General features: G+C 40.1%; 11 protein-coding genes. 10 read left to right on the top strand and 1 reads right to left on the bottom strand.

Features of this window, described 5'->3' with window-relative positions; genetic code table 11:
* Positions 1–266: 266 nt before the first annotated feature.
* The 4 genes from rplJ (at position 267) to rpoC (ending at position 9787) form a co-directional block, all read left to right on the top strand.
* On the top strand, positions 267–770 hold the full coding sequence (gene rplJ / locus AC0L3W_RS10945; protein WP_290040730.1) for a 50S ribosomal protein L10: 504 nt from the start codon (positions 267–269) through the stop codon (positions 768–770).
* A gap of 43 nt (positions 771–813) precedes the next feature.
* The gene (gene rplL, locus AC0L3W_RS10940) at positions 814–1179 is read left to right on the top strand and encodes a 50S ribosomal protein L7/L12 (RefSeq protein ID WP_290040729.1); all 366 of its coding nucleotides are present in this window, start codon (positions 814–816) and stop codon (positions 1177–1179) included.
* A 239-nt stretch (positions 1180–1418) separates the two neighbouring features.
* Entirely contained in the window at positions 1419–5456 is a 4038-nt protein-coding gene (gene rpoB / locus AC0L3W_RS10935; protein WP_290040728.1) for a DNA-directed RNA polymerase subunit beta, read from the top strand.
* A gap of 80 nt (positions 5457–5536) precedes the next feature.
* On the top strand, positions 5537–9787 hold the full coding sequence (gene rpoC / locus AC0L3W_RS10930; RefSeq protein WP_409438892.1) for a DNA-directed RNA polymerase subunit beta': 4251 nt from the start codon (positions 5537–5539) through the stop codon (positions 9785–9787).
* Positions 9788–11319: 1532 nt separating this feature from the next.
* On the opposite strand, the gene AC0L3W_RS10925 is transcribed toward rpoC, so the two are convergent.
* Positions 11320–14046 (bottom strand): nitrate reductase, encoded by a 2727-nt coding sequence (locus AC0L3W_RS10925; RefSeq protein ID WP_409438893.1) that lies wholly within the window; start codon positions 14044–14046, stop codon positions 11320–11322.
* Positions 14047–14523: 477 nt separating this feature from the next.
* On the opposite strand from AC0L3W_RS10925, the gene nirB reads away from it, so the two are divergent.
* The 6 genes from nirB (at position 14524) to AC0L3W_RS10895 (ending at position 23130) form a co-directional block, all read left to right on the top strand.
* Positions 14524–17049, top strand: a complete 2526-nt coding sequence (gene nirB / locus AC0L3W_RS10920; protein ID WP_409438894.1) for a nitrite reductase large subunit NirB — start codon at positions 14524–14526, stop codon at positions 17047–17049.
* 12 nt (positions 17050–17061) lie between these two features.
* Positions 17062–17409: a nitrite reductase small subunit NirD gene (gene nirD / locus AC0L3W_RS10915; protein WP_409438895.1), complete on the top strand. Its 348-nt coding sequence runs from the start codon at positions 17062–17064 to the stop codon at positions 17407–17409.
* 160 nt (positions 17410–17569) lie between these two features.
* Positions 17570–19042, top strand: a complete 1473-nt coding sequence (locus AC0L3W_RS10910; RefSeq protein ID WP_290040721.1) for a NarK family nitrate/nitrite MFS transporter — start codon at positions 17570–17572, stop codon at positions 19040–19042.
* A 19-nt stretch (positions 19043–19061) separates the two neighbouring features.
* The gene (locus tag AC0L3W_RS10905; RefSeq protein WP_409438896.1) at positions 19062–20819 is read left to right on the top strand and encodes a bifunctional protein-serine/threonine kinase/phosphatase; all 1758 of its coding nucleotides are present in this window, start codon (positions 19062–19064) and stop codon (positions 20817–20819) included.
* 498 nt (positions 20820–21317) lie between these two features.
* Entirely contained in the window at positions 21318–21839 is a 522-nt protein-coding gene (locus tag AC0L3W_RS10900) for a transposase (protein WP_409438897.1), read from the top strand.
* 769 nt (positions 21840–22608) lie between these two features.
* Positions 22609–23130 carry a transposase gene (locus AC0L3W_RS10895; protein ID WP_409438898.1) on the top strand — a complete coding sequence of 174 codons (522 nt, stop codon included), beginning with the start codon at positions 22609–22611 and terminating at the stop codon, positions 23128–23130.
* Positions 23131–24030: the final 900 nt, after the last annotated feature.

Below are 24030 nucleotides of genomic sequence, written 5' to 3'. Positions count from 1 at the left end.
TTTTTTATAGTCACTGAGTGATTAATCATTTAGTGACTATACAAGGACGCGTATTGCTTGTATAATATGCGACCTTACTTTGGAGGGCCTTAGGTCCCTTCTTAGACCGCAGGTGTGAATTCTTAGAGTCCACTTAATTTCCTGCGTAGATGGTACCGGACCCCAGAAAGATTATTCTACTGGATCCGAAACCAAAATAGTGCCTCACCATCAGGTGGGGGTGTTTATCTAGGGTAAAACCTAGTGGAATCCAGGAGTAAAACCAAATGGCATTAAGACTCGAAGACAAACAAGCTATTGTTGCTGAAGTCAACGAAGCTGCTAAAGGCGCTCTGTCTGCTGTAACTGCCGATTCACGCGGTGTAACAGTAGGTGCAATGACTGAACTTCGTGCAGCAGCACGTGCAAACGGTGTATTTTTACGAGTTATTCGTAACACACTAGCACGTCGTGCAGTTGAAGGTACTGACTTTGCATGTCTGGCAGAAACGTTTACCGGTCCTACTATCCTTGCATTTTCAAACGAACATCCGGGTGCAGCAGCACGTCTTTTAAAAGACTTCGCTAAAGCAAACGAAAAGTTTGAAGTTAAAGGATTAGCATTTGAGGGTGAATTCATTGAAGCCGCTCAAATCGACCGTCTAGCGACATTACCAACATACGACGAAGCAATTGCGAAACTGATGGCTACTATGAAAGAAGCTGCAGCTGGCAAACTTGTACGTACTCTGGCTGCATTACGCGACCAGAAAGAAGAATCTGCAGCATAATAGCTGTAATACCATTTTATAATCTATATATAGGAATTGACTCATGTCTCTTACTAAAGACCAAATCATTGATGCTGTTGCAGAACTATCTGTAATGGAAGTTGTTGAACTAATCGAAGCAATGGAAGAAAAATTCGGTGTATCTGCTGCTGCTGTTGCTGCAGGTCCTGCTGCTGCTGGCGAAGCTGCTGCTGAGCAAACTGAATTCAACCTAGTACTTACTGCATTCGGTGAGAACAAAGTTAAAGCAATCAAAGCTGTACGTGGCATCACAGGTTTAGGCCTGAAAGAAGCTAAAGAAGCTGTTGAATCTTGCCCAGCTGTATTGAAAGAAGGCATCTCGAAAGACGAAGCTGAAGCATTCAAGAAAGAGCTAGAAGAAATCGGTGCTACTGCTGAACTTAAATAAGTTAGACTTTCTAACTTATTAGCCATGAAAATGGCATTGGCTGGTGATTATTTAATCACCGGCCTTTTTGCGCTATAGGATACCGTGATTTATCATTATTTTTTACGGTCATCGGACGCTTAAGGTGATGTTATAGAACGCATCATTAACACCAAAATAATGTGCCGCCGTTGTCTAATTAAAGATCCAAACCAAGCCAGACAACTATGACCAATTTTATCAGCGAGCAAAGGAACCACATGGGTTACTCTTATACTGAGAAAAAACGTATTCGTAAGGATTTTGGGAAACGTCCACAAGTAATGGAAAAACCATACTTGTTGGAAATTCAACTAGATTCATTCAAACGATTCATTGAAGTCGATCTAACTGGAGAAGTGGGCCTAGAAGCTGCTTTTAACAGCATCTTCCCTATCGCTAGTTACTCAGGTACGTCGGAGCTACAATATGTTAGTTACCGTTTAGGCGATCCCGTATTTGATGTAAAAGAATGTCAAATCCGCGGAGTAACATACTCTGCTTCTTTACGTGTAAAATTACGTCTTGTTATTTATGACCGCGATGCACCAGCAGGTACGGTTAAAGATATCCGTGAACAAGAAGTTTACATGGGCGAAATGCCACTCATGACAGAAAATGGTACCTTTGTAATCAATGGTACAGAGCGTGTTATTGTTTCACAATTACATCGTTCTCCTGGCGTTTTCTTTGACCATGATAAAGGTAAAACACACAGTTCGGGTAAAGTGTTATATAACGCACGTGTTATCCCTTACCGTGGTTCTTGGTTAGATTTTGAATTTGACCCGAAAGACAACTTATTTGTTCGTATTGACCGTCGTCGTAAATTACCTGCAACGATCATGCTACGTGCACTTGAGTACACAACAGAACAAATCCTAGACATCTTCTTTGATACAACAGAGTTTGCAATTAAAGATGGTGTAATCACAATGGCACTAATTGCAGACCGTTTACGTGGTGAACAGTTTACATTTGACATCGTGAGCAACGGCACAACGTACGTTGAAGGTGGCAAGCGTATTACAGCTCGTCATATTCGTCAGCTTGAAAAAGATGGCGTTAAACACATCGAAGTACCGTTTGAACATCTAGAAGGCAAAGTATCTGCTAAAGATTACATCAGCAGCGAAACTGGCGAAATCATCGTTAATGCAAATGATGTATTCACTCTAGAGCTATTAGCTGAACTTGCTCAATCAGGTATCAAAAACTTCGAAGCTATCTACACTAATGAATTAGATTGTGGTGCTTTCATCTCTGACACTTTACGTGTTGATTCTTCAACTAACCGTTTAGAAGCGTTAGTAGAAATCTACCGTATGATGCGTCCTGGTGAGCCACCAACAAAAGATGCTGCTGAAGGCCTATTCCAAAACTTATTCTTTGCTGAAGAACGTTATGACTTATCTAAAGTAGGTCGTATGAAGTTCAACCGTCGTGTTGGTATCGAAGGCGATGAAGGTCCTGGTATCCTATCTAACGAAGATATCTTAAGTGTAATGAAAACACTGATCGATATCCGTAACGGTAATGGCGAAGTGGATGATATCGATCACCTTGGTAACCGTCGTATTCGTTGTGTAGGTGAAATGGCAGAAAACCAATTCCGTGTTGGTTTAGTACGTGTTGAACGTGCTGTTAAAGAGCGTCTATCTCTAGGCGACCTTGATGCAACTATGCCGCAAGATCTGATCAATGCAAAACCTATTTCAGCTGCTGTTAAAGAGTTCTTTGGTTCTTCACAACTGTCTCAGTTCATGGACCAAAATAACCCGTTATCAGAAGTAACACATAAGCGTCGTATCTCTGCATTAGGTCCTGGTGGTCTAACACGTGAACGTGCTGGTTTTGAAGTACGTGACGTTCACGCAACTCACTACGGCCGTTTATGTCCAATCGAAACGCCAGAGGGACCAAACATCGGTCTTATCAACTCGTTAGCTACGTTCTCACGTACTAACAGCTACGGTTTCTTAGAAACACCTTACCGTAAAGTAGTTGATGGAAAACCTTCTGATCAAGTTGAATATTTATCAGCTATCGAAGAGGGTACTTTCGTTATCGCACAGGCATCTGCTAACGTTAATGAAAATGGCTTACTAGATGAAGAGATGATTCCGTGTCGTCATAAAGGTGAAACTACCTTCATGGGACCGAATGACATCGATTATATGGATGTGTCACCACAACAGATCATCTCTGTTGCTGCGTCACTTATCCCGTTCTTAGAACATGATGATGCTAACCGTGCCTTAATGGGTGCGAACATGCAACGTCAAGCTGTACCAACACTACGTGCTGATAAGCCATTAGTAGGTACAGGTATCGAACGTCGTCTTGCTATCGACTCTGGTGTTACTATCATCGCTAAGCGCGGTGGTGTAATCGATTACGTTGATGCATCTCGTATCGTTGTTAAAGTTGCTGATGATGAGTTACTAGCTGGTGAAGCAGGTATCGATATCTACAACTTAACTAAATACACTCGTTCGAATCAGAATACTTGTATTAACCAAAAACCAACGTGTAAACCTGGCGAGCCGATTGTTCGCGGTGACGTATTAGCCGATGGTCCATCGACTGATATGGGTGATTTAGCACTTGGCCAAAACATGAAGATTGCCTTCATGCCTTGGAACGGTTACAACTTTGAGGATTCAATCCTTATTTCTGAGCGTGTATCTCAAGAAGATCGTTTTACAACGATCCATATCCAAGAGTTCTCATGTATTGCACGTGAAACTAAATTGGGTACTGAAGAGATCACTGCGGATATCCCTAACGTTGGTGAATCTGCATTAAGCAAACTAGATGAATCTGGTATTGTTTATGTTGGTGCTGAAGTTAAACCAGGTGATATCTTAGTAGGTAAAGTAACACCTAAAGGTGAAACACAGCTTACGCCAGAAGAGAAACTATTACGTGCAATCTTCGGTGAGAAAGCGTCTGACGTTAAAGACAGCTCACTACGTGTATCTAACTCTACATACGCAACAGTAATTGACGTTCAAGTCTTTACTCGTGACGGCGTTGAGAAAGATAAGCGTGCATTAGAAATCGAAGAGATGCAATTACGTGCTGCGAAGAAAGACTTAACTGAGAAGTTCAAGATCTTAGAAAACGCAATCCACGAAAAAGCATTGAAACTATTAGTGTCTGCTGGACAAGAAGAAGCGCGTCTACTACAAATGCCTAAGGCACAGTGGTTCGACATCGTGCTTTCTGACAACGAAAAGCAAACGCACTTAGACCAAATCAATGCACAATACGACGAAGTTAAAGCAGACTACGATAAAGAGTTTGATCTTAAACGTCGTAAAATTACACAAGGTGATGATTTAGCACCGGGTGTACAAAAAATTGTTAAGGTTTACCTTGCGGTACGTCGTCGCCTACAACCAGGTGATAAAATGGCTGGTCGTCACGGTAACAAAGGTGTTATCTCAAACATCGTTCCTGTTGAAGATATGCCTCACGATGAGTTTGGTGTTCCAGTTGATATCGTACTTAACCCATTGGGTGTACCATCACGAATGAACATCGGTCAGATTCTTGAAACGCATCTTGGTCTAGCTTGTAAAGGTGTGGGTGAGAAACTAGAGCGTATGATCAAAGATCAGCGTGAAGTTGAGATCGGTAAAGTACGTGAATACGTACAAAAACTATACTCATTTGGCGATGCACCTTGTCACGTAGACTTAAATGACTTCGATGATGATGCAGTATTACGTCTTGCTAAAAACCTATACAAAGGTTTACCAGTAGCAACACCTGCATTTGATGGCGCACATGAGAGTGAAATCCGTGAACTATTACGTTTAGCTGATTTACCAGAATCTGGTCAATTGCAACTAACTGATGGTCGTACGGGGATCCCATTTGAGCGTCCAGTAACCGTTGGTTACATGTACATGTTAAAACTTAACCACTTGGTTGATGATAAAATGCATGCACGTTCAACAGGTTCTTACAGCTTGGTTACTCAGCAGCCACTTGGTGGTAAAGCTCAGTTCGGTGGCCAGCGTTTCGGTGAGATGGAAGTATGGGCACTAGAAGCTTACGGTGCTGCTTACACTCTTCAAGAAATGCTAACGGTTAAATCGGATGATGTAAATGGTCGTACTAAGATGTATAAAAACATCGTTGACGGTGACCATAGAATGGAACCAGGCATGCCTGAGTCATTCAACGTATTGTTGAAAGAGATCCGTTCATTAAGCATCAACATCGAGTTAGATGAAGAAAACGGCTAAGCATTAGCAGTCGGCTGAAGTACATATGTGGTGCCTTGTTTGTTGAGGCACCTAGTTTTAACTCCTAATGGGAGAGTAGCGTGAAAGACTTACTCAAGTTTTTAAAGCAACAAAATAAAACCAAAGAATTCGATGGTATTAAAATCGGTTTAGCATCACCAGAAATGATCCGTTCATGGTCTTTTGGTGAAGTTAAAAAACCTGAAACAATTAACTACCGTACCTTTAAACCAGAACGTGAAGGTTTATTCTGTGCGCGTATCTTTGGTCCAATCAAAGATTACGAATGTTTATGTGGTAAATACAAACGCCTTAAACATCGTGGTGTTATTTGTGAAAAATGTGGTGTTGAGGTTACTCAAGCTAAAGTTCGTCGTGACCGTATGGGACACATCGAATTAGCATCACCTGTTGCACACATTTGGTTCCTTAAATCACTTCCGTCTCGTATCGGCTTAATGCTTGATATGACGTTACGTGATATCGAACGTATCTTATATTTTGAATCATTCGTGGTTGTTGAACCAGGTATGACTGATCTTGAGCGTGGTCAAATCCTGCTTGAAGAAGAATACCTAGATAACCTAGAGCAATGGGGCGATGAGTTTGACGCAATGATGGGCGCTGAAGCCGTATTTGCACTACTTAAAGACCTTGACCTTGAGCATGAAATCAAAGGTATGCGTGAAGAATTAGAATCGACTAATTCAGAAACACGTCGTAAGAAACTGACTAAACGTCTGAAATTGGTTGAATCTTTCCACCAGTCTTCAAACAAACCAGAGTGGATGATCTTAACAGTACTTCCAGTACTTCCACCTGATTTACGTCCTCTAGTACCACTAGACGGCGGACGTTTCGCTACTTCTGATCTAAATGATCTATACCGTCGTGTTATTAACCGTAATAACCGTCTAAAACGTCTTTTAGAACTAGCTGCACCGGATATCATCGTACGTAATGAAAAACGTATGTTACAAGAATCTGTTGATGCGTTATTAGATAATGGTCGTCGTGGCCGAGCTATCACTGGCTCTAACAAACGTCCTCTAAAATCGCTTGCAGATATGATCAAAGGTAAGCAAGGTCGTTTCCGTCAAAACTTACTAGGTAAACGTGTAGATTACTCTGGCCGTTCTGTAATCACAGTTGGTCCATCTCTACGTTTACACCAATGTGGTCTTCCGAAGAAGATGGCATTAGAGCTATTCAAACCATTCGTATACGGTAAGTTAGAAGCATTAGGTCTTGCTACTACTATCAAAGCGGCTAAGAAATTAGTTGACCGTGAAGGTGGTGAAGTTTGGGACATCCTAGAAGGTGTTATCCGTGAACATCCAGTGCTACTTAACCGTGCACCAACACTTCACAGACTAGGTATCCAAGCGTTTGAACCTGTATTAATCGAAGGTAAAGCAATTCAATTACACCCATTAGTTTGTGCGGCATACAACGCCGACTTCGATGGTGACCAAATGGCGGTACACGTACCGTTAACAATTGAAGCGCAGCTTGAAGCTCGTACCTTGATGATGTCTACGAATAACATCCTATCACCTGCAAATGGTGAGCCGATTATCGTACCTTCTCAAGACGTTGTACTTGGTTTGTACTACATGACTCGTACGCGCATTAATGCACGTGGTGAAGGTATGTACTTCCAAAACGCAAAAGAAGCTGAAAAAGCATACCGTGCTGGTGTTGTAGACTTACAAGCAATTGTTAAAGTTCGTATGACGCAAGTACACATTGCTGAAGACAAATCTCGTACATCAACTACTAGTTTAGTTGAAACGACGATTGGTCGTGCCATCTTATCGTTAATCATGCCTGAAGGTTTACCGTTCGAGCATGTTGATTTGAACATGGGCAAAAAAGCTATCTCTAACGTATTGAATGCTTGTTACCGTCTACTAGGTATTAAAGATACAGTTATCTTTGCTGACCAATTAATGTACACAGGTTTTGAGTACGCAACACTATCTGGTGCCTCTGTTGGTATCAACGATATGGTTATCCCAGACGCTAAGAAAACATTAGTTGACGAAGCTGAAGCGGAAGTACTAGAAATCCAAGAGCAATTCCAAGCCGGTCTTGTTACTGCGGGTGAGCGTTACAATAAAGTTATCGATATCTGGGCAAGTGCGAATGAGCAAGTTGCTAAAGCGATGATGGAAAACCTTTCTAAAGACACAGTCTTAACAGCGAAAGGTGAAGAAGTTCAGCAAGATTCGTTTAACAGTGTTTACATGATGGCCGACTCGGGCGCACGTGGTAGTGCCGCTCAGATTCGTCAGCTAGCTGGTATGCGTGGTCTGATGGCTAAACCGGATGGTTCAATCATCGAAACACCTATCGTAGCTAACTTCCGTGAAGGTCTAAACGTACTTCAGTACTTTATCTCGACGCATGGTGCACGTAAAGGTCTAGCCGATACAGCACTTAAAACAGCAAACTCGGGTTACCTAACTCGTCGTCTTGTTGATATTGCACAAGATTTAGTTATCACAGAAGAAGATTGTGGTAGTGAAGAAGGTCTATTAGTAACGCCGTTAATCCAAGGTGGTGATGTTGTTGAACCACTTCGTGAACGTGTACTAGGTCGTGTTGTTGCTCGTGACATCATCAAACCAGGTACAGATAACGAAGTATTAATCGCACGTAACGTATTACTAGACGAAAAATACTGTGACTTAATCGAAGAAGCATCTGTTGACCAAGTATGGGTTCGCTCAGTAATTACTTGTAACACTGACTTCGGTGCTTGTGCACAATGTTATGGCCGTGACTTGGCTCGTGGACACATGGTTGGTCAAGGTGAAGCTGTTGGTGTTATGGCTGCACAATCAATCGGTGAACCGGGTACACAGTTAACGATGCGTACGTTCCACATCGGTGGTGCCGCATCTCGAGCTGCATCTGAAAACAGTATTCAAGTTAAGAACACAGGTAAAGTTAAATTACATAACGCTAAGTTTGTAACTAACTCTGATAACAAAGTCGTTATCACATCTCGTTCTACTGAATTAACAGTAATCGATGAACTAGGTCGTACGAAAGAAAACCATCGTCTTCCTTACGGTGCTGTACTTGAAAAAGCTGATGGCGAAGCTATCACAGCTGGCGAAATCATCGCTAACTGGGACCCGCATACGCATCCAATCATCACTGAGGTGGAAGGTACTATCGAGTTCCTAGACTTCATTGAAGGCGTAACAATTGACAAACAAACAGATGAACTAACTGGTCTATCTAGTATTGTTGTTATTGACCCTGCACAACGTCCAAGTGCTGGTAAAGAAATGCGTCCAATGACTAAACTTGTTGATGCTAAAGGTAATGATTTATTCATTCCTGGTACTGATGTTGCTGCGCAATACGCATTACCTGCAAAAGCAATCGTTAGTCTAGAAGATGGTGCTAAAGTACGAGTTGGTGACGCGGTTGCACGTATCCCACAAGAAAGCTCGAAGACTCGTGATATCACGGGTGGTCTACCTCGCGTAGCCGATTTATTCGAAGCACGTACTCCTAAAGATGCTGCTATCCTTGCGGAAGTTTCTGGTACATTATCATTTGGTAAAGAAACCAAAGGTAAACGTCGTTTAGTGATTACTAAACCTGACGGCGATGTATATGAAGAGATGATCCCTAAATGGCGTCACCTAAACATCTTCGAAGGTGAGAAGATTGAAAAAGGTGAGGTTATTTCTGATGGTCCTGAGTCTCCTCATGACATTCTTCGTCTACGTGGTATTAGCCCAGTGGCTAACTACATCACAAACGAAGTACAAGAAGTATACCGTTTACAAGGCGTAAAAATTAATGATAAGCACATCGAAGTTATCGTTAACCAAATGCTACGTAAATGTATCATCACCGATGCTGGTGACACTCAGTTCCTAGTGGGTGAGCAAGCGGAAGTTGCACGCGTTATCATTGAAAACCGTAAACTTGAAGCTGAAGGTAAAATCGTTGCTAAGTTTGAATACCAGTTACTAGGTATTACTAAAGCATCACTAGCAACTGAATCATTTATTTCAGCTGCATCTTTCCAAGAAACAACACGTGTTCTTACGGAAGCTGCTGTTGCAGGTAAATGTGACCAATTACATGGCTTGAAAGAGAATGTAATCGTAGGTCGCTTGATTCCAGCTGGTACTGGTTTTGCACATCACCGTACTCGTGCTGCTGCTAAAGCGAAAGAGCTTGAGCCAGTAGTAGAAGAGCCAATCATTGATGTTGAAGCAGCTGAGCAAAACTTAGCTGACTTACTAAACGCCGTTGATTTTGGTGAGCAATCAGTCAATATAATTTATTATATTGTTTAAAAAAGGTGCTTCGGCACCTTTTTTTATGCCTAAAATTTGAGTAGAAAACGCAACACATATAAGTCAAAACCCTGCAGACTAAAAAAGGAATCGCAGAGCTCATCCGCTCAATACCTTAGCCTGTCGGCTAATTCGCTCAGCGCCCCAAGGTCAAGACATGTTTCGTAATATTCATAGATAACATAAGTAACGAAGTCAAAAGATGCTTCGTAAAACCAATAAATAACCATAAGCAAGTAGCGATAGCTGTCAAGCGTAGCTTGATATTAGGGGCGCTGGCTTTAGCCTGCCAGTATGCGAGCCATCGCATACGAGTGTTAGCTTCGATGAGCGAAGCGAACTAACTCACAACATCAAAACACTAAAATTCAAGGTCAAAAGAAGCAGGCTGAAGCCAGCGCCCCAAGGTCAAGACATGTTTCGTAATATTCATAGATAACATAAGTAACGAAGTCAAAAGATGCTTCGTAAAATCAATAAATAGTAGGGATAGCGATTAGACGAAGTCTAATTTAAGGGGCGCAGGCTTTAGCCTGCCAGTATGCGAGTCATCGCATACGAGTGTTATCTTCGATGAGCGAAGCGAACTAACTCACAACATCAAAACACTAAAATTCAAGGTCAAAAGAAGCAGGCTGAAGCCAGCGCCCCAAGGTCAAGACATGTTTCGTAATATTGATAGATAACATAAGGAAAGAAGTCAGAAGATGCTTCGTAAAACCAATAAATAACCATAAGCAAGTAGCGACAGCGATTAGGCGAAGTCTAATTTAAGGGGCGCTGGCTTTAGCCTGCCAGTATGCGAGCCATCGCATACGAGTGTTATCTTCGATGAGCGAAGCGAACTAACTCACAACATCAAAACACTAAAATTCAAGGTCAAAAGAAGCAGGCTGAAGCCAGCGCCCCAAGGTCAAGACATGTTTCGTAATATTGATAGATAACATAAGGAACGAAGTCAGAAGATGCTTCGTAAAACCAATAAATAACCATAAGCAAGTAGCGATAGCTGTCAAGCGTAGCTTGATATTAGGGGCGCTGGCTTTAGCCTGCCAGTATGCGAGCCAGCGCATACGAGTGTTAGCTTCGATTGGTGATGGTGTGTATTATTTTGTAGATAAATACAATTACGTTGCGGTAGGTGGTAAGTATAGCTTGATATTAGGGGCGCATGGCGAATCAACCGTCAGGTTGGTCTCATGAGCGGGTAAGCTCTGCGCACCCTTTTTTCAGCTTGCAGGGCTTTTTTGTGTTGATTTTTAAGTTTCTATACTGCTTTTACAAAACAATAAACCAAATCCAACACATTACCCCACTGTAGACTAAAGTCAGCGCCCCATAAAAGATGCTTTGCAACTTTAATAGATTATTCGTTATAGCGAGGTCAAAAGATATTTCGAACTTTAATAGATTCTTCGTGATAACAAAGTCAAAACATGACGTAGCTTCGATAGATAAAGTTACGTCATGTTTTACTGCATATCATTGCTTAATGGTGATGAATAGCGTCAGTGATTAAGCTAACCAAAACCTTATGCCACAAACTCTTCTATATCAATACGTTGTGTAATGGTTTCTTGTTTCTCATCCAAAATGCTTTGTACTTCCGGTAAACAGCTGCCACAGCCGGTGCCGGCGCTGGTGCATTCTTTGATACTATCCAGGGTCAAACAACCTTGCTCGACAATCGCATCAGTAATGGTATTGATGCCCACTTGTTTACAGGCGCAAATAATCTTACCTTGAGCGAGTTTACCTTCAACCACACCAGAAATAAGCGTTTGTTCGATACTGCCATCTAAAGGCATATCTAATACGCTCTGTAACCAATCTAAAGAGTGGTTAGTTAGCTTATCTGACACTATGTAAGCATTGTTTAATTGATTCCCTTGAATGAAAGCATAGCGGTATAACATCTGCTGTGTGCTATCTGTACTAGCAAACTGCAAGGTTTTACCTGATTCATTACATAATAATGCTTCAAGTGAGGCAGCCAGTTCAGAAGGGATACATTCATCTGCAATACGATATAAATAACCTTGCTCAACTTTTTGCTTCACCCAATAATCAAACTGGTCCAAATCAAGCTGTGTACGAGTCAGTAAGATCGCTTCACTTTGATATTGCCAATGTTTAATATTTGCCTGTGTTGATTTCAAAGCAGGCTGACCAGAAACTGGGTCGGTATCATCATTAACTAAGTTACAAACATTAGCTGTTTTAGCCGTTTGTCTATTCCAGTGGATCGGCGTGAAAATTTGACCAACTTTCTGTTGCTTAGTTATTAATGCTCTAACTAACATCGCACCTTGCGGACTATTTATCGCCACTAAATTATTATCTTCAATAGATAAGGGAGCTGCATCGTCAGGGTGGATTGCAACAAAAGGCTCAGTAATATGCGCAGCTAATCGACTCGATAATCCTGTTCGCGTCATGGTATGCCACTGGTCACGAATACGCCCACTATTCACAATTAACGGGTATTTAATCAATGATTGGGTTGTAGTCGCAAGTTTAGGTTTTGATGAAACAGCAATAAACTGCGCTTTTTTAGAGGCCGTAAAGAACTGTTTATCTGCAAATAAGCGCTGTTGAACAATCTCTGTTTGTAGCTCTGTAACCGGCCATTGCTGCGGTGTTAACTGGCTGTAACCTTTAGCATCAAGTTGTGTTAAGCCAATCAAGTTTAAATCTCGGTTGCGGCCATCTTCATTATCTAAGGTGGTCATTTTTGCAAATTCAGCAAACACTTCACCTTCATGTAAAAAGTTAAAGGCCTCAGTAAATCCCATACGCTTTGCGACTTCGCTCATGATCCACCAATCTGGCTTCGCGACACCAGGGCTAGATAATAAACGTCTTTGTCTTGAGATACGTCGTTCTGAGTTGGTCACAGTACCTGATTTTTCGCTCCAGCCTTGCGCCGGTAAAAGCACATCAGCATATTCAGTAGTTGCGGTGTCCGCAATACAGTCAGAAACCACCACAAAAGGACACTTCTCTAAGGCCTCTCTCACTTTATTACTATTAGGAATACTCACTACAGGGTTAGTTGCCATGATCCAAACTGCTTTAATCTTGCCTTGGTGCATCGCATCAAATAGATCAACGGCTTTTAAACCAGGTTGTGTCGCTAGGGTATCAGTTTGCCAGAAGTTACTAATCAGCTGATTAGCATGATCGTCACCAAATTCCATATGCGCAGCAAGTGTATTGGATAAACCACCGACTTCACGTCCACCCATAGCATTCGGTTGTCCAGTGACAGAGAAAGGGCCCATGCCAGGCTTACCAATACGGCCAGTTGCAATATGGCAATTAATAATACTGTTTACCTTATTACTGCCTTGTGTTGATTGATTTACACCCTGTGAAAAGATAGTGATCGCTTTTTCTGTGTTTGCAAATTGCTCAAAAAATAGCGAAATATGTTGCTCATTAACTTCTAATGTTTCAGCTAATACTTGGATGCATTGTGCATCTTGCTGAGCACTACTTAATGCAGCCTCAAAACCCTCACTGTAATTATCAATATACTCTTTATCTATTTTATTATGAGTAACTAGATAAGAGAGTAGCCCATTAAATAATGCAACATCTGTCTCTGGCTGAATTGCTAAATGTAAATCTGCAATGGAACAAGTATCTGTCTCACGAGGGTCAATCACCACAATAAACAGGTTATCGCGCTGTGCTTTCTGTTTTTTCAAACGTTGAAATAAAACTGGATGACACCAAGCTAAGTTAGATCCTGTAATTACCACTAACTCTGCAGTATCAAGATCTTCATAACATCCTGGTACCGTATCACTACCAAAACCACGTTTGTGTCCCGCTACGGTAGAAGACATGCATAAGCGTGAATTAGTATCAATATTACCGCTACCGATAAAGCCCTTCATCAGCTTATTTGCCACGTAATAATCTTCTGTTAACAACTGTCCTGATACATAAAATGCTACTGAGTCTGGCCCATGTTCGGCAATAGTTTGTGAAAACTGATCGGCGACATGTTGTAAAGCGGTTGGCCAATCGCTTTCGGCTCCATCGATGGAAGGGTGCAGCAAACGTCCTTCATGGGTAACCGTTTCACCTAATGCTAATCCTTTAGAGCATAGGTCACCGTAATTGGCGGGGTGAGATTTATCCCCACGTATTGTTAATTCTCCTGAAGCTTGTAATTGCGCTTCAATACCACATCCTACTCCACAATACGCACAGGTTGATTTAGTCCATAAATCTTTACTTTGAGTCATTTTGTCTCTCTTTGATAACAATTACACACGAATTCAATTGTTATGAATGTCCAGTTAATAGCTATTTAAAATAGTTACAGTACTTTTACAGCAAAGAGCAGACCAAATAGTGAGGGTTTTTGCTTATATTGAAAAAGAATCTAAAATATCTTTTAAAATCAATAGCTAAACTTCAACTTAAAACAGCTACATAAAGAAGAGAAAAATTAAATGAATTAATAATAAAAGAAATATCGCACCATATTGGTGCCTAGCGCACCTCTATTTTACATTTATTTAACAAAATAATGCAGAGGTGTGCATCTTGATATTAGTCCTGTTCAAGTGGTCAGCTCTAAAGTGTTGAATATTATAAGTTATTATTTTTGTTGTGTTTTAATGTTTTTTTGGCGTTTTCTTTGCAACGTTATTTTTAAGGCGCTTATTCGGGCAAATAAGCGAAAGTAACAATATAATGTTAAAAGGATGTAAAAAGCTATGAGCAAGCAACGTGTTATTGTCGTCGGTAACGGCATGGTAGGACATAAGTTTATCGATACTATTATTGGTAGTGATAACCATAACTTTGAGGTGATCACTTTCTCTGAAGAATCCCGCCTAGCTTACGATCGAGTACAATTAAGTTACTTCTTTTCAGGTAAAACAGCAGATGATCTCGCATTAACAGATGCTGCGTATTACGAAGAAAATGGAATTAAATTTGTTTTAAATGACAAAGTAGTTGATTTAGATTTCCCAAACAAAAACGTTATTACTGCAAGCGGCCGCGTAGAAAGCTACGACAAACTGGTGCTTGCAACGGGCTCTTTCCCTTTTGTTCCCCCAATTCCAGGTAACGACCAAGAACATTGCCATGTTTACCGTACCATTGACGATCTAGAAAAAATCACAGAATCAGGCAAATCAAGTAAAGTCGGTGTCGTGATCGGTGGTGGTTTATTAGGCCTAGAGGCAGGTAATGCGCTGGTTAATTTAGGAGTAGAAACGCATATTGTCGAGTTCGCTCCACGCTTAATGGCTGTGCAGTTAGATGATGGCGGCGGTGCGTTACTAAAACGTAAAATAGAAGAGCTAGGTGTGCAAGTACACACACAAAAAGCAACCACTGAAATAGTGGCGGGTGAGCAATGTCGTTACCGCATGAACTTTGCAGATGGCTCATTCTTAGAAACCGATATGATCATCTTCTCTGCAGGTATTCGTCCTCAAGATGAATTAGCACGTACCAGTGGTATCGCGATTGGTGAGCGTGGCGGTATTGTTATTAATAACCACTGTCAAACTAACATTGATGACGTTTATGCGATTGGTGAATGTGCATTGTGGGAAAATTTCATCTTTGGTTTAGTTGCTCCTGGTTATCAAATGGCGAAAGTCGCAGCGGCACATATGCAAGGTGATAAAGAAACAGAGTTTACTGGTGCTGATATGAGTACTAAGTTGAAACTACTGGGTGTAGATGTAGCCAGTATTGGAGAAGTTCACGGACAAACTCCAGGTGCGCAATCTTACACTTACCATGATGAAATTGAACAAGTTTATAAACGTTTAATCGTATCGGCTGATGGCAAAAAAATGGTCGGTGCAGTACTCGTTGGTGATGTAGAAGCTTACGGTACATTACTACAATTAAAATTAAACGATATGGATTTACCTGCGAATCCAAGTGTATTAATTCTACCATCTGCTGATGGTGAAGAAGCGGCCGGAATGGGCGTGGATGCCTTACCTGATACTGCTGCTATTTGTTCATGTTTTGATGTATCAAAAGGTGATATCAAGGAAGCTGTTGCTGCAGGTTGTTGTAGCATGGGAGACCTTAAAGAGTCGACTAAAGCCGCAACTGGTTGTGGTGGTTGTTCAGCATTAGCAAAACAAGTATTAGACAGTGAACTAGCAAGCCTTGGTTTTGAAGTAAACACAGATATTTGTGAGCATTTCGCCTACTCTCGTCAAGAGTTAGCAGATATCGTTCGAGTTAAGAAAATTAAAACATTCTCAGCATTACTTGATGAATGTGGTTCAGGTTTAGGCTGTGAAATTTGCAAACCTGCCGTGGCTAATATCCTAGCTGCTTACTGGAACGAATACGTATTAGAAGATGAGCATGTAGGCTTACAAGACACCAATGATAACTACCTAGGTAACATGCAAAAAGATGGTACTTACTCAGTGGTTCCTCGTATGCCAGGTGGCGAAGTCACGCCTGATGGTTTAATTGTTATTGGCCAAGTAGCTAAAGAATTCAATCTTTATACCAAAGTAACCGGCGGAGCTCGTGTGGATCTTTTTGGTGCACAGTTACATCAACTACCGGCGATTTGGAAAAAGCTAGTTGATGCTGGCTTTGAAACGGGACACGCCTACGGTAAATCACTGCGTACTGTTAAATCTTGTGTTGGTGATACTTGGTGTCGTTACGGTGTTAAAAACAGTATTGGTTTCGCTATAGAGCTAGAGAATCGTTACAAAGGTTTACGTTCGCCACACAAAGTGAAGTTTGGTGTGTCCGGATGTACGCGTGAATGTGCAGAAGCACAAGGTAAAGACTTTGGCTTAATCGCGACAGATGGTGGATGGAATTTATACTTTGGTGGCAATGGTGGTATGCGTCCTCGCCATGGTGATTTATTTGCTTCTGATTTAACTGATGAACAAGTGCGTACTTATATTGACCGTATTTACATGTTTTATATTCGTACTGCAGATCGTTTACAACGTACATCAGTGTGGCTAGAAAACTTAGAAGGCGGTATTGAGTACTTACGTAAAGTAGTGGTAGATGACTCGCTGAATATTAATGCAGAGTTAGAGTCAGAAATGGAAAATAACATTGCCAATTACCAATGTGAGTGGAAAACAACCATTGAAAATCCTGAAAAACTGAAACGCTTCAACCACTTTATTAATAGTAAAGAAGAAGATTCTGGTCTTGCTTTCAAAGTGGTAAGGGGACAACGCTTCCCGCTAGCAAAAGAAATTGAAATAACAGAATTAGTTTAATAGGGACATAAAATGAACACAACGGCTAACACAACATGGACAGATATCTGTCCAGCAAGCGACTTAACACCGAATGCAGGTATTTGCGCATTATACAACGAACAACAAGTTGCTATTTTCTTATGCAAAAAAACGAACAATGTTTACGCCATTGCTAATTACGACCCATTCGGAAAAGCAAATGTATTATCACGCGGTATTATTGGTTCTACACAAGATATTACCTATGTTGCCTCTCCTCTGTACAAGCAGCGTTTTAATTTATCAACGGGTGAGTGTTTAGACTCAGAAGATCATAAATTAAAAACCTTCGACGTACGCATTGAAAATGATCAGGTTCAGCTAAAAGAAGCGTCTTAATCAGATCATTAAATCAGCCAATACCTAACCCATTATTTTAATGAAGCGTTTAGCTTCTCATAAAAATAACGGGTTGGTTTAGCCTATGACTCTGAAAGTGAATCTACATTTTAAACAGTGAAATTGGCATTAACTCCCAAAATCAATAGACAGGATATCTATGAGTAACAGTTCATTTAATATATTTTCCTTCCAAGGAAAAATGAAAACATTACACCTAAGCTGGATGGCATTTTTTATTACCTTTGCAGTGTGGTTTAACTTTGCGCCATTGTTACAATCAGTAAAAGAAACCCTAGGCTTAACGACTGAAGAAGTTAAAACCCTATTAATTCTAAATGTTGCGATAACTATTCCTGCCCGTGTCATTATCGGCTCGTTAACAGATAAATATGGCCCACGATTAGTTTACTCTGCGCTATTAGTTTTATGTTCAATCCCTTGTTTTACATTCGCTTTTTCAGATAACTTTATGCAAGCAGCTATTTCACGTTTTGCATTAGGTTTTATTGGTGCTGGTTTTGTTATCGGTATTCGTTTGGTATCTGAATGGTTCCCGCATAATGAACTAGGAACAGCCGAAGGTATTTACGGCGGTTGGGGTAACTTTGGTAGTGCTGCAGCGGCATTCACTTTACCAACAGTAGCACTGATGTTCGGTGGAGATGATGGATGGCGCTACGCTATGGTAGTAACGGGCCTACTGAGTTTAGTCTTTGGTTTTATCTTCTACACAAACATTACAGATACACCAAAAGGCGCGACTTATTTTAAGCCGAAAAACCTAACAGCGATGGAAGTCACATCAAAAGGTGATTTCTTCTTACTATTAATAATGAAGGTGCCAATGTATGCGGCATTAGCCTTGTTAGCATGGAAATTATCGCCAGATAATGTTGGTATGATTTCCGATGGTGTTTGTTATGCGATTTATGCATTCCTATTTGCTTTATACTTATACGAATGGTCACAAGTCTGGAAAGTGAATAAATCAATCTTCACGACACCCGTACCTGAAATTCATCAGTACAAATTTAAGCAAGTGGCAGTATTAAACATTCTTTACTTTGCAACTTTTGGTTCAGAGCTAGCGGTAGTATCAATGCTGCCGTTATTCTTCCTAGAAACCTTTGAATTAACGCCGGTTATCGCTGGTATGGTTGCGTCGGCCTACGCCTTTATGAATTTAGCATCACGTCCAGGTGGCGGTTGGTTGTCTGATAAATTTGGTCGTAAATCTACGTTGATTATCTTAACAGCAGGGTTAGCATTAGGTTACTTACTAATGGCACAAATTGAATCTAGCTGGACACTATGGATTGCCGTTGCAGCAGCAATGTTATGTTCTTTCTTCGTGCAAGCGGGTGAAGGTGCAGTATTTGCGACAGTGCCATTAATCAAACGTCGTATGACAGGTCAAATTGCAGGTATGACAGGTGCTTATGGTAATGTTGGTGCAGTAGTTTACTTAACTGTGTTATCGTTTGTAAGTTACCAAACCTTCTTCTATGTGATTGCTTGTACTGCCTTTGTTGGCTTAATCACGCTATTATTTATGGCTGAACCAAAAGGTAAAATCGCCGAAGTAAATGAAGATGGTAGTGTGACTATGATTGACGTAAGTAGCCACTAGATAGAAGGTAGTAAACTGAATGGATAAGCGTCCTAAAGCTAAGCTAACAGTATCAATGGGTGGTTACTCCACAGCGGGTAATCGAGAAGTTAACCAAGATGCTTTTGCGCTAAAGGACCCTTATTCAGATTCAGAAAAACGTATTAAAGGTATCGTTGCCTGTGTTGCTGATGGCGTAAGCTGTAGTGATAATGGGCAACAAGCCAGTCATACTAGTGTCACTCAATTCATTGCAGATTATTACAGTACTAACAACAGTTGGGACGTTAAGCAATCCGCAAGCAAAGTATTAAACTCCCTTAATACTTGGTTATATCAGCATAACCAAAACGACCTACGACATAACGGTCTAATTACGACCTTTAGTAGTGTTATTTTTAAATCTACTACAGCGCATCTTATACACATCGGTGACAGTCGTATCTATCGTTACCGCGAACAAACATTAACGCAACTTTCCCATGATCACAGTCGTACAACGCACACTAAAAACTCAGTATTAACACGTGCATTAGGCATGGATTGTCACCTCGATATTGATTATCAGACCGTTTCACTGCAAATGGATGATCTGTTCATGTTAACCAGTGATGGCGTGCATGATTACCTAGATAAAACCGAAATCACCGAGCATTTACAGACGCTAACTGAAAAAGCAACAACACAGCAATACGAGCAAGTCGCTAAAGCAATTTGTGATCAAGCCCTAGCTCAGGGAAGTAGTGATAACATCAGTTGTTTAATCGTTAAAATTAATAGCCTGCCTAAAGCTGATCTATCTGAGTTATTTACGCATTTAAATACATTAGTCATTCCACCTGCATTACAAGCAGGCAATGAAATTGATTGTTTTAGAATAGAAAAAGTCTTACATGAAGGCGCAAGAAGCCATGTTTATCTTGCCACAGACAAAAGCAACCAAAACAAAGTGGTATTAAAAATGCCATCCTTGAACTTTGAAGAAGACCTAAACTATCTGCTGGGTTTTTACAAAGAGCAGTGGGTAGGGCAATCGATTAATAACCCAAGTATTATGTCGATAGCTAATAATATTAAAAACTCAGTATTTTTATATCATATTTGTGAGTACGTAGAAGGCATCTCGCTGCGACAATGGATGCTAGACAATCCTCATCCTGAACTACAACAAGTTAATAGCATCATCAACAAAGTCGTTAATGCAGTAAGAGTCTTACAGCGCGCGGGTATGGTGCACAGAGACCTGAAACCAGAAAATATCATGCTTACCCCAGGTGGAAACATAAAAATATTAGACTTCGGAACTGTTAGAGTTAACGGGTTTGAAGAAATAGTAAAAGAGCAGCAAGAAGAGCCTTTAGGCGCAGTCGACTATATTGCACCAGAATACCTAAACGAAGGTGAAAGCAGCGTGTTGTCTGATCTATTCTCCATCGCTGTGATCACCTATGAAATGTTAACAGGACAGTTACCGTACCCTGATAACCAAGCACAATCATTAGATAGAGCAAGGCAATACACCTGGGAATATGCACCTATTTCGCCTTTACGACCTGATCTATCACCTCGCTTAGACAAGGTGTTACAAAAAGCACTCAACGCAAAACCAAGTCAACGCTACAGCAGCATGAGCGAATTCGTCGGCGATCTCACCAAAGTACAACAAAGACAAATAGCCAAAGCCCCGAAAAAGTCGCTCCTAGAAAGAGACCCAGTAAAATTCTGGCAATGGCTAGCCTTCATCTTCATGGGCATCAGCGCAACACAACTCTTCATCATGTTAAGAGATAGTTTTTGATAGCGAGAAGCCTACTTAATTGTAGTGAACAGCGATAGCTTGATACTCGGGCGCATGGCGAATCAACCGACAGGTTGGTCTCATGAGCGGGTAAGCTCTGCGCACCCTGTTTTCAGCTTGCCAGTATGCGAGCCATCACATACAAGCATTAGCCACGATGAGCAAAGCGAATCAATAAGCAATTCAAAACATAAAAATACAAAAATCAAAAAAGGCAGGCTAAAGCCAGCGCCCCAGAAAGATGTGTCGTAGCTTTTGATAGATCTTCGAAAATCATGAGTAATAAGATGTTTCGTAATATCTCGATGGTAAAAACTATTGTGTAGCGATAGCTATCAAGCATAGCTTGATATGAGGGGCGCATGCTTCAGCTTGCAGATCTTTTCTGTGTTGATCTTTAAATACATAAATTTAATTACTCTTCATTTACACAAAAATTTGATTGCAAACTAAACTTCAAATTCTAAAGTTAAGCGCTGTTGTGATTAAGAGGTGAAAATGGGAACTAATTTATTTCATATCAATCAAAAAAATGCTGTTCAATTCGTTACATTCCGAACATATGAAAGTGTTGCTTATTACCTCAAAAAACATAACAAGGAAGTAATCGAAAATAAGCCCAAACAACAATATGAATTAGATCAGTTTTTAGATGTGAATAGAGCTGGTGCGGTATTGAATAATGAAATTATTTCATTATTGATTTCATTGTTTAAGTCTAAAAATGGAATTTACTATCATTTATTTGCTGTATCCATTATGCCTAATCATGTTCATTTACTTTTTCAACAGTTGCAGCCATTAAGTATCATTATGCAAAGCCTTAAAGGGGGCAGTGCATTTATAATTAATAAATATAGATCTGATTCCAAAAGTCTATGGGAAAAAAGTTATTATGATAAAGTTATTCGTAGTGAAAAGCAGTTTCAAATGACTTATCAATACATTAAAAATAATGCATACAAAGCAAATTTAAAAGATGCAAGTAAACGGTTTTACGGTCTTTATGAAAGTGAATGATTAGGCCTTGAAGTAAATACTTCTTCGAAAATATGTCATAGTTTTCGTTAGTAAATAAACACCTAACCAAAGTCAACATACAACCCCACTGCAGACTAAAGTCAGCGCCCCAGGGGCAAAATCAAAAAGATGTTTTGTAATATCACGATGGCAAAAAATTATTGAGTAGCGACAGCGATTAGACGAAGTCTAATATTCGGGGAGCATGCTTCAGCTTGCAGATTTTTTTGTGTTAGTTTTTATTGTTTTTTTTACAAAGCAGTAAATCAAAGTCAAAGCCTACCAAAGTCAACACATAAACCCACTGCAGACGCCCCAGGGGCAAAATCAAAAAGATGTTTTGTAATATCACGATGGCAAAAAATTATTGAGTAGCGACAGCGATTAGACGAAGTCTAATATTCGGGGAGCATGCTTCAGCTTGCAGATTTTTTTGTGTTAGTTTTTATTGTTTTTTTTACAAAGCAGTAAATCAAAGTCAAAGCCTACCAAAGTCAACACACAACCCCACTGCAGACTAAAGTCAGCGCCCCAAGGTCGAAATATGTGTCGTCACTTTTGGTGATTTTTGATATCAATAATAAAAAAATTGAGCTGCGACAGCGATTAGACGAAGTCTAATATTCGGGGCGCTGGCTTCAGCCTGCAGATCTTTTGTGTGTTGGTTTTTAAATACATAAATTTAATTACTCTTCATTTACACAAAAATTTGATTGCAAACTAAACTTCAACTTCTAAAGTTAAGCGCTGTTGTGATTAAGAGGTGAAAATGGGAACTAATTTATTTCATATCAATCAAAAAAATGCTGTTCAATTCGTTACATTCCGAACACATGAAAGTGTTGCTTATTATCTTAAAAAACATAATAAGCAAATAATCGAAAGCAAGCCTCAGCAACAGCATGAATTAGATCAATTTTTAGATGTAAGCAGGGCAGGTTCGGTATTAAATAGTGAAATTATTTCATTATTGATTTCATTCATTAAGTCTAAAGATAAAACTTATTACCATTTATACGCAGTATCTATTATGCCTAACCATGTTCATCTACTTTTTCAACAATTGCAGCCATTAAGTATCATTATGCAAAGCCTTAAAGGGGGCAGTGCATTTATAATTAATAAATATAGATCTGATTCCAAAAGGTTATGGGAGAAAAGCTATTACGATAAAGTTATTCGTAGTGAAAAGCAGTTTCAAATGACTTATCAATACATTAAAAATAATGCATACAAAGCAAATTTAAAAGATGCAAGTAAACGGTTTTACGGTCTTTATGAAAGTGAATGATTAGGCCTTGAAGTAAATACTTCTTCGAAAATATGTCATAGTTTTCGTTAGTAAATAAACACCTAACCAAAGTCAACATACAACCCCACTGCAGACTAAAGTCAGCGCCCCAGGGGCAAAATCAAAAAGATGTTTTGTAATATCACGATGGCAAAAAATTATTGAGTAGCGACAGCGATTAGACGAAGTCTAATATTCGGGGAGCATGCTTCAGCTTGCAGATTTTTTTGTGTTAGTTTTTATTGTTTTTTTTACAAAGCAGTAAATCAAAGTCAAAGCCTACCAAAGTCAACACACAACCCCACTGCAGACTAAAGTCAGCGCCCCAGGGGCAAAATCAAAAAGATGTTTTGTAATATCACGATGGCAAAAAATTATTGAGTAGCGACAGCGATTAGACGAAGTCTAATATTCGGGGAGCATGCTTCAGCTTGCAGATTTTTTTGTGTTAGTTTTTATTGTTTTTTTTACAAAGCAGTAAATCAAAGTCAAAGCCTACCAAAGTCAACACATAAACCCACTGCAGACTAAAGTCAGCGCCCCAGGGGCAAAATCAAAAAGATGTTTTGTAATATCACGATGGCAAAAAATTATTGAGTAGCGACAGCGATTAGACGAAGTCTAATATTCGGGGAGCATGCTTCAGCTTGCAGATTTTTTTGTGTTAGTTTTTATTGTTTTTTTTACAAAGCAGTAAATCAAAGTCAAAGCCTACCAAAGTCAACACACAACCCCACTGCAGACTAAAGTCAGCGCCCAAGGTCAAAAGATGTTTCGTAATATTATGGTTATAAACAAATTTGAGCAGCGACGGCGATTAGACGAAGTCTAATGTTCGGGGCGCATGCTTCAGCTTGCAGATCTTTTTTGTGTTTTTTTAAAGTTTTTATCGTTTTCTTA

It is taken from the genome of Psychromonas sp. KJ10-5 (genome assembly GCF_055808325.1).
This window is presented reverse-complemented; position numbering and strand designations above follow the sequence as displayed.

What these genes read in the sequence shown, in the direction of transcription:
- rplJ (WP_290040730.1), top strand. Translation starts at nt 267, where the DNA reads ATGGCATTAAGACTCGAAGACAAACAAGCTATTGTTGCTGAAGTCAAC.
- rplL (WP_290040729.1), top strand. Translation starts at nt 814, where the DNA reads ATGTCTCTTACTAAAGACCAAATCATTGATGCTGTTGCAGAACTATCT.
- rpoB (WP_290040728.1), top strand. Translation starts at nt 1,419, where the DNA reads ATGGGTTACTCTTATACTGAGAAAAAACGTATTCGTAAGGATTTTGGG.
- AC0L3W_RS10925 (WP_409438893.1), bottom strand. Translation starts at nt 14,046, where the DNA reads ATGACTCAAAGTAAAGATTTATGGACTAAATCAACCTGTGCGTATTGT.
- nirB (WP_409438894.1), top strand. Translation starts at nt 14,524, where the DNA reads ATGAGCAAGCAACGTGTTATTGTCGTCGGTAACGGCATGGTAGGACAT.
- nirD (WP_409438895.1), top strand. Translation starts at nt 17,062, where the DNA reads ATGAACACAACGGCTAACACAACATGGACAGATATCTGTCCAGCAAGC.
- AC0L3W_RS10910 (WP_290040721.1), top strand. Translation starts at nt 17,570, where the DNA reads ATGAGTAACAGTTCATTTAATATATTTTCCTTCCAAGGAAAAATGAAA.
- AC0L3W_RS10905 (WP_409438896.1), top strand. Translation starts at nt 19,062, where the DNA reads ATGGATAAGCGTCCTAAAGCTAAGCTAACAGTATCAATGGGTGGTTAC.
- AC0L3W_RS10900 (WP_409438897.1), top strand. Translation starts at nt 21,318, where the DNA reads ATGGGAACTAATTTATTTCATATCAATCAAAAAAATGCTGTTCAATTC.
- AC0L3W_RS10895 (WP_409438898.1), top strand. Translation starts at nt 22,609, where the DNA reads ATGGGAACTAATTTATTTCATATCAATCAAAAAAATGCTGTTCAATTC.